Source organism: Novosphingobium sp. (genome assembly GCF_036733805.1).
GTDB lineage: Bacteria > Pseudomonadota > Alphaproteobacteria > Sphingomonadales > Sphingomonadaceae > Novosphingobium.
Genome location: NZ_DAIMZT010000059.1, coordinates 1 through 13,922 on the forward strand (window position 1 = coordinate 1; position 13,922 = coordinate 13,922).

Below are 13,922 nucleotides of genomic sequence, written 5' to 3' on the forward strand. Positions count from 1 at the left end.
CCCCCTGATTACAAATCAGGTGCTCTACCAACTGAGCTAAGCCGGCGCCTTCACGGCAAGTGCCGGCGCCCTTACCGCGAGGCGGGGGCGCCGGTCCAGTTGTTTTATGCAGTTCAGAATACCGCGTGCGGCGCGCTTTCGTGCATCATCGCCTGGCGCACTTGCGGGATGGGCGGGCCGCCATAGCTGAGGAACTGGTCGTGGAACGCTTTCCACCCTGCGCGTCCGCCGCGGGTGGCGGTCCAGTCGTCGCGCAGCTTGCGGATCATCAGCTTGCCCAGAGTGTAATTCAGATAGGCTGGATCGTACGTTCCCCGCGCGGCTTGCTGATCGGCGGTTCCTTCGTCTTGATAGCATTCGTCCATGAACATGCGTTTTGATTGTTCCACCGTCATGCCGCGCGCGTGAAGGCCGATCGCGGAAAGAAAACGGCAATCGCGCAGCAAGGCATTCGAGATCTGGCCCACGTGTACGCCGGGATCGCCGCTTCCCAGCCCGGCCTCCCACATCATCTCCTCCACATAGTGCGCCCAGCCTTCGGCGAAAGCATAGCCTACGAAAAGCCGTCCGACCGGGGAGGGGGAGCGGTTCGAATGGAGGAATTGCAGGAAGTGCCCCGGCATCACTTCGTGAACAGAGGTGAACAGCAAGTCATTCTTGCCGGGAATGTAGTCCCGCTGTTTCTGCTCCGGCCAGGCCGGGTCGGGCGGTGAGATATAGTAGATGGAGGGAATGCCTTTATCGAACGGTCCAGGGGGATCGATGTAGGCCGAGTTCTGGCGGTTATAGGGCGGGCTTTCCTTCACCAGCGCCCGTTCGGTGCCGGGAATCGTGACCAGATCCTTGCGGCGGACAAACGCGGTGAGTTCCGGTATCTGCTTGCGGGCCGCCTGCACCGGTCCTTCGGCCGGTTTGTCCGCCCGCATCTTGTCAAAGCATTCCGGAATGGTCTTGCCGGGCGCATATTGTGCGCAAGCGGCTTTGAGCGCTTCCTGATTGCGCCGGAGATCGGCGCGGCCCACGGCCTCCAGACGGTCAAGCAGAGCATCGACACTTTCGGTTGCAGAGAGCATGCGAGAGAAACGTTCGGCGCCGAGGGCGAAATCGGGCGCAGGCGTTGCCTTGGCGACCGAGGTGGCGAGTTGCTGCATCGCATCGGCTGCGGCCTCTGACACGGCTTTGAACTCGCCTTGCAGCGCCGGGTCCTTCACATCGGCAAAGGCGGCGCGGGCATCGCCGCGATAGTATTGCGCAAAGCCGCCGAAGCCGGCCGTGCCGAGCTTGATGAAGGTTGCGGGCATTGCGCCGGGCAGGTTGGCGCGGATTTGGCTTGCCGCTGTGGGCACGGCTTTGAAGAAGGCGATCATCGCCTTCATCCGGGTCGGCTTATCGGCGTATTCGCGGCTGATGTAGACGTTCGGATCGAGGCCGCCGTTAATATAGAAGACCGGGTTCCGGTGCGGCTGATCGGCATCCTCCAGCCAGAACAACTGGCCCTTCGCCACCTGCACCAGGTAATCCCGCTCAAAACGTTCAGTCTGGTCTAGGTTGGTGAACGTCTGCGCATCCTGAATCACGGAGCGCAGAAAGGCAGCCCGCGCCTTGAGGCCGTTTTCGCTCCAGTCCGGCAGCTTTCCATCGAACTGATGCGCGCCCTCATAGACGGCGAAAGCCGGGTCGATAGAGAGCCACTTGTCGATGGTGGAGCGGGTGAATTGCGTCCACGTCATCGCCGGTGCGACAGCGGGCGCGGCATCGGCGGCTTGCAGCGGGGTTGGGGTTGAAACTTCGCAAACCCCCACCGCCAGGCAGGCCAGTCCTGCCAGCAGTTTGTGTTTCATGGGATAGATCGCATCCTCAAATTGTGGATGGCGCCGTCGGAAAAGCGGCACCGTCAATGAGCAGGGTTCTGCGCTATAGCGCGCCGAAGGTCCACCCCTCGGTTCGCGCCAGTTCATCCGCTAATTCAGCAGGTTGCCACAGTGCGGGGCTATGAGCGGCGCCGCGCAGCCAGGCGGCGGTGAGCAGTGCGTCGGCGCTGTGATCGTCGATGGGTCCGGTGTCCTGGATCGAGCCGCATCCGAACGTGGTGAGGGCGACGTTAAGCTCCGCGCGGTCCGTCATCTTGGCGCGCGAGGCACTGCGACCGGCAGCCACGGCGGCGAGGGTCGTATAAATTTCCACGACGACCGAACCTGAATGCGGCAAAGGGTCTACCGGCCAGACCGGCAGGCGTCCGGCCAGACGGTGAAGCAAACGCATCCCGGTGAGACTCGATTTGCCGACTTGAGCGGCGCCGACGAGATTGAAATTGGAGTAAGGCCGGCAGCCCGCGCGCGCTTGTGCCTTTTCGGTCACGCGCATGCGTCCCTTGCGATCAAGCGCGCCGGGGAGGTGAAAACGCTCGCCCTCGCGGCCGCCGTGCCGCCTGAAATAAGCGCTGGCCCGCGCATGATCCACGAAGCTGGAGGCGCAGAAGTGCGGGTCATCGGTGCAGATCGCATCAATCAGCGCCCATAGGCCGCGGGCATCCGAAGGGCTTTCGTCCCAGCCCGGAAAGAAGGCCCCTGCGTCGGCGAAAGGCAATGAAATGCCCAGGTCCAGGCCCACCAGCGTATCGTCTGGCAGGCGATGCAGCAGCAGATCGAGCACGCCCTCGCGCGACCAGTGCGCATGACATTCGGGATGCAGCAGCCTGGGCGGCTCGCCCGCGCCGCTGCACAAAGCCACGGCAATACCTTTCTGCCGCGCGCCGACCGCGCCGGACCAGTCGATCGCCATGAAGTGCTCGAAGCGCCCGCCCGTCACTGCTCCCGCCGCTCTACGCGTTTGCGGTCCCACCATTCGATGCGCTTCAGAACTTCTCGTTCAAAGCCGCGTTCGACCGGTTGGTAATAGGTTTGCGGGGTCATTCCTTCAGGCCAGTAATTGTCGCCGGAAAACCCGTCCGGCGCATCGTGGTCATAGGCGTAGTCCTTACCGTAACCGATATCCTTCATCAGTTTGGTTGGTGCATTGAGGATATTGGGCGGCGGGCTGAGCGAGCCGGTCTCACGCGCCGATTTGAAAGCTGCCTTCTGCGCCGCGTAAGCCGCGTTGGATTTGGGCGCCGTGGCGAGATAGAGGCACGCCTGCACGATAGCCAACTCACCCTCTGGGGAACCAAGGAATTCGTAGGCGTCCTTGGCGGCCAGGCATTGGACCAGAGCCTGAGGATCGGCCAGGCCCACATCTTCCGACGCAAAGCGTACAAGGCGGCGCAGCACGAAGAGCGGCTCCTCGCCGGCCGTCAGCATCCTGGCGAGGTAATATAGCGCCGCCTGGGGGTCCGACCCGCGCAGCGATTTGTGCAGGGCCGAGATCAGGTTGTAATGGCCTTCGCGGTCCTTGTCGTAAACGGCGACGCGGCGTTGCAGGAAGCGGCCTAGCCCAGCCGGATCGAGCTGTTCCGCGATCCCGGCGGCATAAAGCGTTTCGGCCTGATTCAGCAGGAACCGGCCGTCCCCGTCCGCCGAGGCGATCAGCGCGTCGCGAGCCTGGGCCTCAAGGGGCAGAGGGCCTTCCAGCGCCTCGGCTTTGTCCAGCAGGGCGCTCAGGGCTTGCGCGTCGAGCCGGTGCAGGATCAGCACTTGCGCGCGGCTGAGCAGCGCGGCGTTTAACGCGAAGCTGGGGTTTTCGGTGGTTGCGCCGATGAGAGTTACGGTGCCGCGCTCTACAAAGGGCAGGAAGCCATCCTGCTGCGCGCGATTGAAGCGGTGAATCTCGTCAACAAAAAGCAGGGTGCGCTTCCCGCCAGTTGCCGCCAGTTCAGCTTCAGCGAATGCCTTCTTGAGGTCGGCGACGCCGGAGAATACCGCACTCACGGCGGCAAAGCGCATGCCCACCGCATCGGCCAGGAGACGCGCGATGCTGGTCTTGCCGGTGCCTGGCGGCCCCCAGAGGATCATGGAGGAAAGCCGCCCCGCCGCGACCATGCGCCCGATCGCGCCTTCGGGACCCGTGAGATGTTCCTGTCCGACCACTTCGGCCAGGCCGCGCGGACGTAGGCGATCGGCCAGGGGCGCGTCGCCGCCCGGATCGTCGGCAGAGGGCGTGGACGGAAAGTCTTCGGCAAAGAGATCAGCCATCGCGCTTATCTAGCGATCATTGCGAAAAATTGCATCGGGTCCACGGGAAGCGTATTGTCCAGCGTGGGCTGGGGGAGACATTGCAATGACAATCGGGGCAAGGACAAGGCCAGGATGGCCGTTTTGGTTGATTGCCGGGCTTTCGCTGGTGTGGAATGCATTCGGGTGCGTTGATTTCACGATGACGGTATCGCGTAATGCCACTTATCTGGCGCAGGTCCCGCCTGACACGATCGATTGGCTGGACAGTGCGCCGACCTGGACCCTCGTGCCTTGGGCGCTGGGCGTGTGGGGTGCGCTTGCCGGATCATTGCTGCTTTTGCTCCGTTCGCGTTGGGCGGTGGCGGCCTTCACGGTTTCCTTGCTGGGCCTTGCGGTGAATCAGGTTTGGCAGCTGCTGTCGAACATGCCTGCCAGCATGCGCACGCCGGCGAATATGGGCCTCAGCGCGGCCATCTGGATCATCGCGATGGCGTTGCTGTGGTATGCCGCGCGCATGCAGGCGCGAGGGGTGCTGCGTTAGCCGTCAATTGCTTCCGGTTGACGGGGTTATGTTGTAGCCGCGCTGCTTCTGGCGGATAAGGCGAACGTAGGTGTCTGCCACCGCCTGATTGATCCGGTCCCAACTGAACTCGCAGGCTCGCGCCTCGCCGGCGCTGCCGTGGGATTGGCGCAGGGCTAGGTCTTCTACATAGGCTTTGAGGGCTTCCGCGAACTGGTGAATCGCGCCGGGAGGGATCAGCCGGCCGGAGATTCGATCATCGACAAGGCTTTGGCTTCCCGTCGCGGCCGCGGCGACGACGGGAAGGCCGCAGGCCATGGCTTCCAGCGTGACGTTGCCGAACGTCTCTGTGACGGAGGGGTTGAAGAGCACGTCCATTGAGGCGACCGCGCGGGCCAGGTCCGTACCCTGCTGAAAACCGACGAAGGAAGCGCCTGGCAAGCGCGCTTCGAACCAAGGGCGCGCCGGTCCCTCACCGATCACCAGAACTTTATGAGCAACACCGCGCCGACGCAGTTCGTCCACACTGTCGGAGAAGACGTCGAGGCCTTTTTCCATGACCAGCCGCCCAAGAAAGCCGATCGCGACTTCCCCCTCGCCGATGCCTTGGGCCTGGCGCCATGCATTGGAGCGGGCCTGAGGCTGGAAGATGTCGCGATCGACGCCGCGAGACCAGATCGAAACGTCATAATTCATCCGTTGTTCGCGCAGCACTTGCGCCATGCTTTCTGATGGCGCGACCAGCGCGTCGCAGCGGCGATAGAAGCGTCGAAGGATCGCTTCGACGATCGGTTCACCCCAGGCCATGTTGTAATAGCGCAGATACGTCTCAAACCGCGTGTGAACCGAAGCCAGGACCGGAAGGCCACGCCTTCGGGCCCAGGTCACCGCCTGATGAGCAGCCGGATCGGGCGAAGAGACGTGAATGACGTTGGGCGCGAAAGCTTTTAGGTCGCGCCGCGCCTTGCCGCCGATGCGCAAGGGTATGCGGTATTCGGAGCGTGACGGGATGGGCAGCGCGCTTACCCCGATAAGCTGGCCGGTCGGCTCGAACGCCGGCTTGTCCACGACCGGCGCATAAACACGCACTTGCGCGCCCTGGCGCAGCAGATAGCCGACGAGCCGATTAAGCGCCTGATTCGCGCCGTCGCGAACGTAATTGTAATTGCCCGAGAAGAGGGCGATGCGCAGGTCGGCGGTGTCCATCGTGGGCAGCCCATAGCCGCCCGAACCGGGCTTGGCGAGGTCTTGCTATCGGCGGCCGGGGCTTCGGCCGCCGATGCCGGGATTATGCGTGGCTCCCGCCCTCGCGCGGTTTACCGATCCCGCCAGCCCCGATGCCAGCCGCGATCGCCATGCCAGCCACGATCGCCATGCCAGCCACGATCGCCGTGCCAGCCGCGCCCGCGCCCGTAGTCGTCTCGGTCATCGCGCCAGTCGCGCCCGCGGCTCCACCGCTCGCGCCAATAAGGTGCGTAATAGCGGTCATAATACCGGTCTCGATAGTACCGGTTCGGATAACCGTCGTAGTAATAATAATACCCTGGATAGCCCTGCACCGTCACATACCGGCGGGCAGGATACCATCCGCTGTCGTAATAGCGATCGTCATGGCTGTCCGCGATGGCCGCGCCCACGGCAAGGCCGATGATGCCGGCCCCGATCGCGATTGCAGCGTCATCTCCATCGCCTCGGTGGCGATAGTAGTCGCGAGCCATGGCGGGCGAGGCGGCAGCCAGCGCCGAAGCGGCCAGCGCCGTGCCAAGTCCCAATCGGACCGCAAATGTTTTCAATCCAGTCTTCATCACAGTGTCTCCCTTTCCGGGCCGACCGGTTTACGGCGGAATCGGCGGGCACCATGGGAAACGGAATGGCAGACTGGGACTGAACCCTTAGTGAATTTGTTGCCAAACCATAACGAAACGTGCGCTGCACGGGGCGGGTTGCAATGCACGAGGTAGGCACAAGGACGCCCCACCGGCGGGCCGGCGGGGCGTCACATCGACCGGGAAGGGGTGGCCCGGTCAAGTCAGCGCATCGCGATCAGTAGCCGCGTCGCCATTCGCCGTGATCGTGGTCGTAACCCCGGCGCCAGTCTCCGCCATCGTGGTAACGATAGTATTCGTCACGATCATGACGGCGACCATCGCGGTCCCAGTACCAGCCGTCGCGATAATACCAGTCGTTGCCATAGCCGGGTGCGTAGGCATAGCCGCGATCATAGTAGCGTTCGCGATAGCGATCGTGGTCATGATCCGAGGCGATGATGGCGCCCAGCGCCAGGCCCACCACACCGGCGCCGATCGCTATGGCGGCCGTATTGTTGTCATGGCCGCGATAATAATAGTCGCGCGCCATGGCCGGGCTGGTGGTCGCCAGTGCAGTGGCGGCCAGGGTGGCGGCGAGAATGCTCTTCTTGACGATGCTCATTTCGAAACTCTCCTTTGCGGGAGGACATCGTCCTCTTTTTTCCGCGTTGGGTTCCTTGTAGGAGCTGGTGGCTGAACAGGATGAGAGCGGCTTCTGCAGACTTTGTTCAGGTTTGCATATCTTTGTATGAACGTGAGGCCGCCGCCTTGCTCCTCCAGCGGGTCGGTGCGATATCACTCGCCGAGGCAGGGGGAGCGTCGTGGATGGACGACAGCCGCTTTCAGCTGGTGACTGACTGGAAGCTCACTGCGCCGCTTGATGCGGTGTGGAAGGCGATCTCATGCGTGGAAGACTGGCCCGCCTGGTGGCCCTCTGTGCGCGCCGTGGCGCCGCTGGTGCAAGGCGATGACGAAGGGCTGGGGGCCGTGCACCGCTTTACGTGGACCACGGCGCTACCTTACAGTCTGACCTTAGATATGACGGTGACGCGTATCGACCCGCATGTGCGGATTGAAGGCCGCGCAACCGGAGACCTGGAGGGGCTGGGGATATGGACCTTCCGGCACGAAGGAGGCGTCACGCTGGCCCGCTACGACTGGCGTGTCGATGTGACTGAGCCGTGGATGCGCCACCTGGCGCCATTGCTGGAGCCAGTCTTCAAGTGGAATCACGGCGTAGTAATGCGGCGCGGCTATCGCGGGTTATGCGGGTATCTGGCCGCGCCGAGCTAACGGCCTGCGCGGTCGCCCGCTTTTCTGGATCACGCTGCTTCCTTGCTCCGGCTCGCCTTCTTGCGCTCGTGCGGGTCAAGGATGGCCTTGCGTAGGCGGATCGACTGCGGGGTGACTTCGACCATCTCATCATCGTCGATGTAAGCGATCGCCTGCTCCAGCGTCATCACCCGCGGCGGGGTGAGGCGGATGGCGTCGTCCTTGCCGCTCGAACGGAAGTTGGTGAGCTGCTTGGACTTCATCGGGTTGACTTCAAGGTCTTCCGGCTTCGCGTTCTCGCCGATAATCATGCCCTCATAGAGCTTGTCCTGCGGCTTGACGAACAGCACGCCGCGATCTTCCAGGCTGTTCAGTGCGTAAGCCACGGCCTCACCAGCGCAGTTGGAGATCAGCACGCCGTTGATGCGCCCTTCGATCGCGCCCTTGTAGGGCCCGTACTTCTCGAAAAGGCGGTTCATGATGCCGGTGCCGCGCGTGTCGGAAAGGAACTCACCGTGATAGCCGATCAGCCCGCGTGACGGGGCGGAGAAGGTGATGCGGGTCTTGCCCTGACCGGAAGGGCGCATGTCCGTCATCTCGGCCTTGCGGCGCTGCATCTTCTCAACCACGGTGCCGGAGAACTCGTCATCCACGTCGATGACGACCGTTTCATAAGGTTCCGTGCGCTGGCCGTCCTCGTCGCTCTGGAACAGGACGCGAGGGCGGCTGATGCCCAGCTCGAAACCTTCACGGCGCATGGTTTCGATCAGTACGCCGAGCTGCAGTTCGCCGCGCCCGGCAACCTCGAAGCTGTCCTTGTCAGCGCTTTCGGTCACGCGGATGGCGACATTGGATTCGGCCTCCCGCAGCAGGCGGTCGCGGATCAGACGGCTGGTTACCTTCTCGCCTTCGCGCCCGGCGAGCGGGCTGTCGTTGACGGCGAAGCGCATGGCCAGTGTGGGCGGATCGATGGGTTGCGCGGTGATCGGATCGATCACTTCCGGCGCGGCGATGGTGTTGGAGACGGTCGCCTTTTCAAGGCCAGCGATGGCGATAATATCCCCCGCCCGCGCCTCTTCCACCGGCACGCGATCTAGGCCGCGAAAGGTAAGCAGCTTGGAAGCGCGGCCGCTTTCGATCACCTTGCCTTCGCCGTCAAGCGCGCGGATCGGATCATTGACCTTGATGACGCCTGACTGGACGCGGCCGGTCAGCACGCGGCCCATGAAGTTGTCGCGATCAAGCAGGGTGGCAAGGAAGCTGAACGGCGCCTCCACTTCCAGCGCCGGGGCCGGCACGTGATCGACGATAAGCTGGAACAACGGGTCCAGAGTGCCCGCGCGCGCGCCGATATCCTCGCTCGCATAGCCATTGCGGCCGGAGGCGTAGAGCACCGGGAAGTCGAGTTGCTCATCATTGGCGTCAAGGTTGACGAAAAGGTCGAACACTTCGTCGAGCACTTCGGCGGCGCGGCCGTCAGGACGGTCGATCTTGTTGACGACCACGATGGGGCGAAGGCCCAGGCCCAGCGCCTTGCCGGTGACGAACTTGGTTTGCGGCATCGCGCCTTCCGCGCTGTCCACCAGCAGGATGACGCCGTCCACCATCGAGAGGATGCGCTCCACTTCCGCGCCGAAGTCGGCGTGGCCGGGCGTATCGACGATGTTGATGCGGGTGCCGTTCCACTCGATCGAGGTGGGCTTGGCCAGAATCGTAATCCCGCGTTCTTTTTCGAGGTCGTTGGAATCCATCGCCCGTTCTTCCACGCGCTGGTTGTCGCGGAAGGTGCCGGACTGGCGGAAAAGCTGGTCGACAAGCGTGGTCTTGCCATGGTCGACGTGCGCAATGATCGCGATATTGCGCAAGGGAAGCGGGGCGGACATGTCTGGGCTTTCAAACTGGAGGAAGCTTGCAATGCGCATGTTGCACCGCAAAATCCGCGCGCCCTTAGCCGATCCGTGCGATTCCGGCAAGCCGGGCTGACGAAGCAGCTTGTGGCGAAAGCGCCACAACGATGTGGATTGTTCGTAACTAAACGTCTGAGGCAATTGTCGAGGTGCCGGGAAGTTTCTAAGAACGCCGGACAAGCCGACCGAATAGGGCATGGGTCGCGTCAACGGGGTCTGAGGTTTCATGAAGGCTGTTTCGGCGCGGTTCGCCGCACGTTCGATTGCCTACGCAAATGAATGCATGCGTGTTCGCAGATCGTTGTTGGCCGGTGTCGCTTTCGCCTCGCTAGCCTGGGGGCCTCACGCCGTGGCCCATGACAACGCGACCGCTTCTGAGCCGCTGTCCTCCGACGAGATCATCGTCACCGCCACCAAGCGCGAGCAGACTCTGCAGGACGTCCCGGTCGCGGTGACGGTTACCACCGGCGCCACGATCGAGCAGGCGCAGATCCGCGACCTCAAGGATCTGCAATCCGTGGTCCCGTCGTTGCGGGTGAACCAGCTTCAATCGAGCGCCAACACCAACTTCTACATTCGTGGTTTCGGCAATGGCGCCAACAATGCGGGCATCGAACCCTCGGTCGGCCTGTTCATCGATGGCGTCTATCGTTCGCGTTCGGCCTCGATGATCGCCGATTTCCCGGATGTCGAACGGATAGAGGTGCTGCGCGGCCCGCAATCGACGCTATTCGGCAAGAATGCCTCGGCGGGCGTGATTTCTATCGTCACGATGAAGCCCCAATTCACCTTCGGCGGCGATCTGGAGGCGAGCTACGGCAATTACAATGCAGTCGTGGTCAAGGGCATGGTTACCGGGCCGATCAGCGATACGGTCGCGTTCAGCCTGGCGGGCGGACTTAACAAGCGGGACGGCATCGTTCGCGACCTTGCCACCGGTGAGCGCACCAATGAGCGCGATCGCTGGTTTACACGCGGCCAGCTCCTGTTCGACGATCATGACGGCCTGCAGGTGCGCCTGATCGGCGATTACGGTAAGATTGATGAGAATTGCTGCGCTGCTGTCAACCTCCGGCAGGCATTGCCGACCCTGGCCATTTTCGCGCTGGGTGGCGCGGTGACGCAGCCGGACCAGAAATACGACAACATCACGTATAACAACTTCGAAAGCTCCAACAGGATCAGGAACTGGGGTTTTTCCGGGCAGCTCGATTACGATCTGGGCAGTACCAAGCTGACCTCGATTACCGCCTATCGCCGGACGGATGCGCTCACCAATCAGGATTCCGATTTTTCCAGCGCCGACCTGCTGGGCCGCAATTGGCAGGATCTACGGATCAAGACCTTCACGCAGGAACTGCGCGCCAACTTCGATGTGGGGGACAGGCTGCACGGCTTGCTGGGCGGTTACTACTTCAACGAGAAGATCGACCAGAACAACGAGGTTTCCTGGGGCACTCAGGCGCGCGCTTATGCCAATTCGCTCGTACAGGGGCTGTCAGGCGGCGCGCTCAGCATTCCGACGCTGGAGACCACGTTGGGCGCGCTGGAAGGGAATCCGGCCAAGTACGCCGGTCAGTTCTTCAGGGCGGGCACGGGCATGACCGAGGCTTACAGGCTGAAGAACGATGCCTGGTCGCTATTTGGCCAGCTCGACTTTGAGGTGGCGCCGGAGCTGACGCTGACCGGCGGCATCAATTACACGCACGACAAGAAGCGCTTCGCGACCGATGCGGTTTCGAACGATGTGTTCGCCGGAGTTGATCTCGTAGCTGACGGGCGCACCGCAATTTTTGCGCAAGCATTGCCTGCGTTTGGCGTCAATCCGAACAATTCTGCGGCTGTTCAGGCATTCGCGACCAATCCTGCTACCGCGCCCATTTATCAGGCGCTCTTCAAAAGTGCCACCGATCCGGCTGTCAATAGGCTGCTGGGCCTTCAACAGCTCCAATACTTCCCGCCATTCATGAATGTGCCCAACGCTGTCGAGCCGGGGCGGGTGAGCGACGGTCATTTCAGTTACACCGCGCGCGTGGCCTGGGACGTGACGCCCACCGTCAATCTCTACGCCGCTTTTGCGACCGGCTACAAGGCGGCTTCGATCAACTTATCCCGCAACAGCCTGCCCACGCAGCCAGACTTGGCGCAACTGCGCGCGCGGGGCCTGGCGGTGGCCAATCTGACGTATGGCAGCCGCTATGCGAACCCCGAGGTCGCGACCGTCTACGAGTTCGGCCTCAAGGGCAACTGGAGCGTCGCTTCGGCGCGGGTGGCCATCTTCAAGCAGATCATCAAGGACTTCCAGTCGAACATCTTCACCGGATCGGGCTTCTTCCTGGCCAACGCGGGCAAGCAATCGGCCTTCGGCATCGAGTTCGAGGGATCGGCCAGGCCGGTCGAACCGCTGACGCTCTCTCTGTCGCTGACTTACCTTGACGCCAGGTATGACAGTTTCAAGCTCTCCGCGGTCGGCGATCTTTCCGGCACGCGCCCTGCCGGCGCCAGTCCGCTTTCGGTCACGTTCGGCGCCGAGTTCGTGCAACCGGTCAGCAACGGCGATCGGATCATTCTGCGCGGCGATTATCACTACGAGGCGCCCTTCATGCTGGTCGAAGGATTGCCGGGCCTGGTCGTGAAGGATTCCTTTGGCAACGTAACCAGCGTGGCCGCCGCCATTCAGGCCGCGCGGGAGTTCAAACAGGAGATCAATGACGTCAACGCCTCGCTCACTTACGCGATGGCGAACGGCATTGAACTGACGGTCTGGGGCCGCAACTTGCTGGACAACCGTACGATCCTGCAGATCTTCGACAGCCCGGCTCAGCCGGGCTCCATTTCGGGTTATCCGAACCAGCCGCGCACTTATGGCGTGGCGGCGCGTTACCGGTTCTAAGAACCGGCAGCGCGATAGCATCGCCGGTGGCCGGGAGGGCCGGCGGAGATGTTGACTGGAAAGGGGTGCGAGGTCGGGGGGCCACGCACCCCTTTTTTCCTTCTCGCACCGCGCGAGGGGCCTCCGTCTTTCAAAAACAGGGATTTGGTCACTTGTATGGACCGCTAAATCGCCTTCTTCTTGCCGAATTCAGCGAAGACCGATAGCCGATGAAGAGCGCAATCCGGGACCAATCATGCTCGAATACATGATCCTGCCGTTCTATCGCTACGCCGAATTTTCCGGCCGGTCACGACGTATGGAATTTTGGTCGTTCGCTTTTCTCAACTTCATCATGATGGGGATTCTTGTTGGCCTGGCGGTTTCGACGGGCTTTTCCTTTCGCGCGCTGATCCAGAGCGCGCAGTTCTCCGGCGATCTTGGCGCCGCAACGATCGCCTTCTTCGCGATCCTGGGCATGTACGGCGTCGCCACACTGGTTCCCAGCATGGCGGTGCATGTGCGCCGGCTGCATGATCGTGACATGAGCGGGTGGTGGTGCCTGGGCTTCGTGCTGCTGGGACTGCTGCCCTTCATCGGGTGGATCAGCAACATCGTCTATCTGGCGATCATGTTCCTGCCGGGATCGTCCGGGCCCAACAGATATGGAGAAGATCCCAGGGAACCCGCCGGCTCGCAGATATTCGCCTGAATTATATCAGCACACTTGCAACTGCGGCCTAATTCTGCACAACTATCGATATAATGGCCATACGGCTGTTTCGACGTGCGTATTGTCGCACGGGCGGAGTGAGGGGGAAACGTGATGCAACCTTACGGTGGATTTTGGTGGCGCGTACTCGCCTATTTCATCGATGCGATCATTCTTCAGATCGGTAGCAGCATCATTGGCGGTTTCATGGGGGCAGGCATCGGCGCCAGCATGGCGATGATGCGCAGCGGACAGGAAAGCATCGTTTCAACAGCGATGCTGATGGCGATAATGCTCACGCTCGTGCTGCAATGGCTTTATTTCGCATTGATGGAAAGCTCGGCGATGCAGGCGACGGTGGGCAAGCTGGCGATCGGTCTGGTCGTCACGGACCTCAACGGCAATCGCATCAGCTTCGGCCGTGCCACGGGGCGCTATTTCGCCAAAATTCTCTCCGGCGTAATCCTGCTGATCGGCTTTATCATGGTGGCCTTTACCGAGCGCAAGCAGGGTCTGCATGACATGATCGCGGGTACACTGGTATGGAAGACGCGCGACCCGCGCCTTGTCCGGAATGACGAGAGCATTTTCGTTTAAAGCTCGCGCAGCACTCTTGCCGGTTTCGCCCGCAGCAGCGGCAGCGAACCGGCAAGGGCAAAGATCAGCACCAGCACGATACCGGCACCGAGCACTGCGAAAACGCGCGGCCAGTCGGGCAGCCA

General features: G+C 62.2%; 12 protein-coding genes. 5 read left to right on the forward strand and 7 right to left on the reverse strand.

The annotated features are described in order from the left end of the window. Positions 1–113: 113 nt before the first annotated feature. From V7D69_RS12785 to V7D69_RS12795, 3 genes are all read right to left on the reverse strand, one after another. A complete protein-coding gene (locus tag V7D69_RS12785; protein WP_324063329.1) occupies positions 114–1,841 on the reverse strand; it encodes a DUF885 domain-containing protein in 1,728 nt (575 codons plus the stop codon). A 73-nt stretch (positions 1,842–1,914) separates the two neighbouring features. Then, entirely contained in the window at positions 1,915–2,844 is a 930-nt protein-coding gene (locus V7D69_RS12790) for a hypothetical protein (RefSeq protein WP_324061229.1), read from the reverse strand. Further along, positions 2,805–4,127, reverse strand: a complete 1,323-nt coding sequence (locus V7D69_RS12795) for a replication-associated recombination protein A (RefSeq protein ID WP_324061230.1) — start codon at positions 4,125–4,127, stop codon at positions 2,805–2,807. The genes V7D69_RS12790 and V7D69_RS12795 overlap by 40 nt, the downstream gene beginning before the upstream one ends. Positions 4,128–4,254: 127 nt before the next feature. Here V7D69_RS12795 and V7D69_RS12800 point away from each other — a divergent pair, with 127 nt between their 5' ends. Then, positions 4,255–4,650, forward strand: coding sequence for a hypothetical protein (locus tag V7D69_RS12800; RefSeq protein WP_333605991.1), 396 nt, complete (start codon positions 4,255–4,257; stop codon positions 4,648–4,650). Positions 4,651–4,653: 3 nt separating this feature from the next. Here the strand turns inward: V7D69_RS12800 and V7D69_RS12805 are convergent, their stop codons facing one another. From V7D69_RS12805 to V7D69_RS12815, 3 genes are all read right to left on the reverse strand, one after another. Next, positions 4,654–5,835, reverse strand: coding sequence for a glycosyltransferase family 4 protein (locus V7D69_RS12805; RefSeq protein ID WP_324061232.1), 1,182 nt, complete (start codon positions 5,833–5,835; stop codon positions 4,654–4,656). 110 nt (positions 5,836–5,945) lie between these two features. Beyond that, on the reverse strand, positions 5,946–6,434 hold the full coding sequence (locus tag V7D69_RS12810) for a hypothetical protein (protein WP_324061233.1): 489 nt from the start codon (positions 6,432–6,434) through the stop codon (positions 5,946–5,948). A 238-nt stretch (positions 6,435–6,672) separates the two neighbouring features. Beyond that, complete coding sequence (locus V7D69_RS12815) at positions 6,673–7,059, reverse strand: hypothetical protein (protein WP_324061234.1); 387 nt, start codon at positions 7,057–7,059, stop codon at positions 6,673–6,675. 203 nt (positions 7,060–7,262) lie between these two features. Here V7D69_RS12815 and V7D69_RS12820 point away from each other — a divergent pair, with 203 nt between their 5' ends. Continuing rightward, complete coding sequence (locus V7D69_RS12820) at positions 7,263–7,730, forward strand: SRPBCC family protein (protein ID WP_333605992.1); 468 nt, start codon at positions 7,263–7,265, stop codon at positions 7,728–7,730. Positions 7,731–7,759: 29 nt separating this feature from the next. Here the strand turns inward: V7D69_RS12820 and typA are convergent, their stop codons facing one another. Then, positions 7,760–9,592 carry a translational GTPase TypA gene (typA, locus tag V7D69_RS12825; protein ID WP_324064753.1) on the reverse strand — a complete coding sequence of 611 codons (1,833 nt, stop codon included), beginning with the start codon at positions 9,590–9,592 and terminating at the stop codon, positions 7,760–7,762. Positions 9,593–9,899: 307 nt separating this feature from the next. Here typA and V7D69_RS12830 point away from each other — a divergent pair, with 307 nt between their 5' ends. The 3 genes from V7D69_RS12830 to V7D69_RS12840 all read left to right on the forward strand — a co-directional run bounded on the left by V7D69_RS12830 (position 9,900) and on the right by V7D69_RS12840 (position 13,797). After that, a complete protein-coding gene (locus tag V7D69_RS12830; protein ID WP_333605993.1) occupies positions 9,900–12,509 on the forward strand; it encodes a TonB-dependent receptor in 2,610 nt (869 codons plus the stop codon). A gap of 235 nt (positions 12,510–12,744) precedes the next feature. After that, a complete protein-coding gene (locus tag V7D69_RS12835; RefSeq protein WP_324061015.1) occupies positions 12,745–13,200 on the forward strand; it encodes a DUF805 domain-containing protein in 456 nt (151 codons plus the stop codon). Positions 13,201–13,314: 114 nt separating this feature from the next. Next, positions 13,315–13,797, forward strand: coding sequence for an RDD family protein (locus V7D69_RS12840; RefSeq protein ID WP_333605996.1), 483 nt, complete (start codon positions 13,315–13,317; stop codon positions 13,795–13,797). The last annotated feature ends 125 nt before the right edge of the window (positions 13,798–13,922 follow it).

Bases quoted from the DNA above. Each gene is read 5' to 3' on its own strand.
- V7D69_RS12810 (WP_324061233.1), bottom strand. From the start codon at position 6,434: ATGAAGACTGGATTGAAAACATTTGCGGTCCGATTGGGACTTGGCACG.
- typA (WP_324064753.1), bottom strand. From the start codon at position 9,592: ATGTCCGCCCCGCTTCCCTTGCGCAATATCGCGATCATTGCGCACGTC.
- V7D69_RS12795 (WP_324061230.1), bottom strand. From the start codon at position 4,127: ATGGCTGATCTCTTTGCCGAAGACTTTCCGTCCACGCCCTCTGCCGAC.
- V7D69_RS12785 (WP_324063329.1), bottom strand. From the start codon at position 1,841: ATGAAACACAAACTGCTGGCAGGACTGGCCTGCCTGGCGGTGGGGGTT.
- V7D69_RS12840 (WP_333605996.1), top strand. From the start codon at position 13,315: ATGCAACCTTACGGTGGATTTTGGTGGCGCGTACTCGCCTATTTCATC.
- V7D69_RS12820 (WP_333605992.1), top strand. From the start codon at position 7,263: ATGGACGACAGCCGCTTTCAGCTGGTGACTGACTGGAAGCTCACTGCG.
- V7D69_RS12815 (WP_324061234.1), bottom strand. From the start codon at position 7,059: ATGAGCATCGTCAAGAAGAGCATTCTCGCCGCCACCCTGGCCGCCACT.
- V7D69_RS12790 (WP_324061229.1), bottom strand. From the start codon at position 2,844: ATGGTGGGACCGCAAACGCGTAGAGCGGCGGGAGCAGTGACGGGCGGG.
- V7D69_RS12835 (WP_324061015.1), top strand. From the start codon at position 12,745: ATGCTCGAATACATGATCCTGCCGTTCTATCGCTACGCCGAATTTTCC.
- V7D69_RS12805 (WP_324061232.1), bottom strand. From the start codon at position 5,835: ATGGACACCGCCGACCTGCGCATCGCCCTCTTCTCGGGCAATTACAAT.
- V7D69_RS12830 (WP_333605993.1), top strand. From the start codon at position 9,900: ATGCGTGTTCGCAGATCGTTGTTGGCCGGTGTCGCTTTCGCCTCGCTA.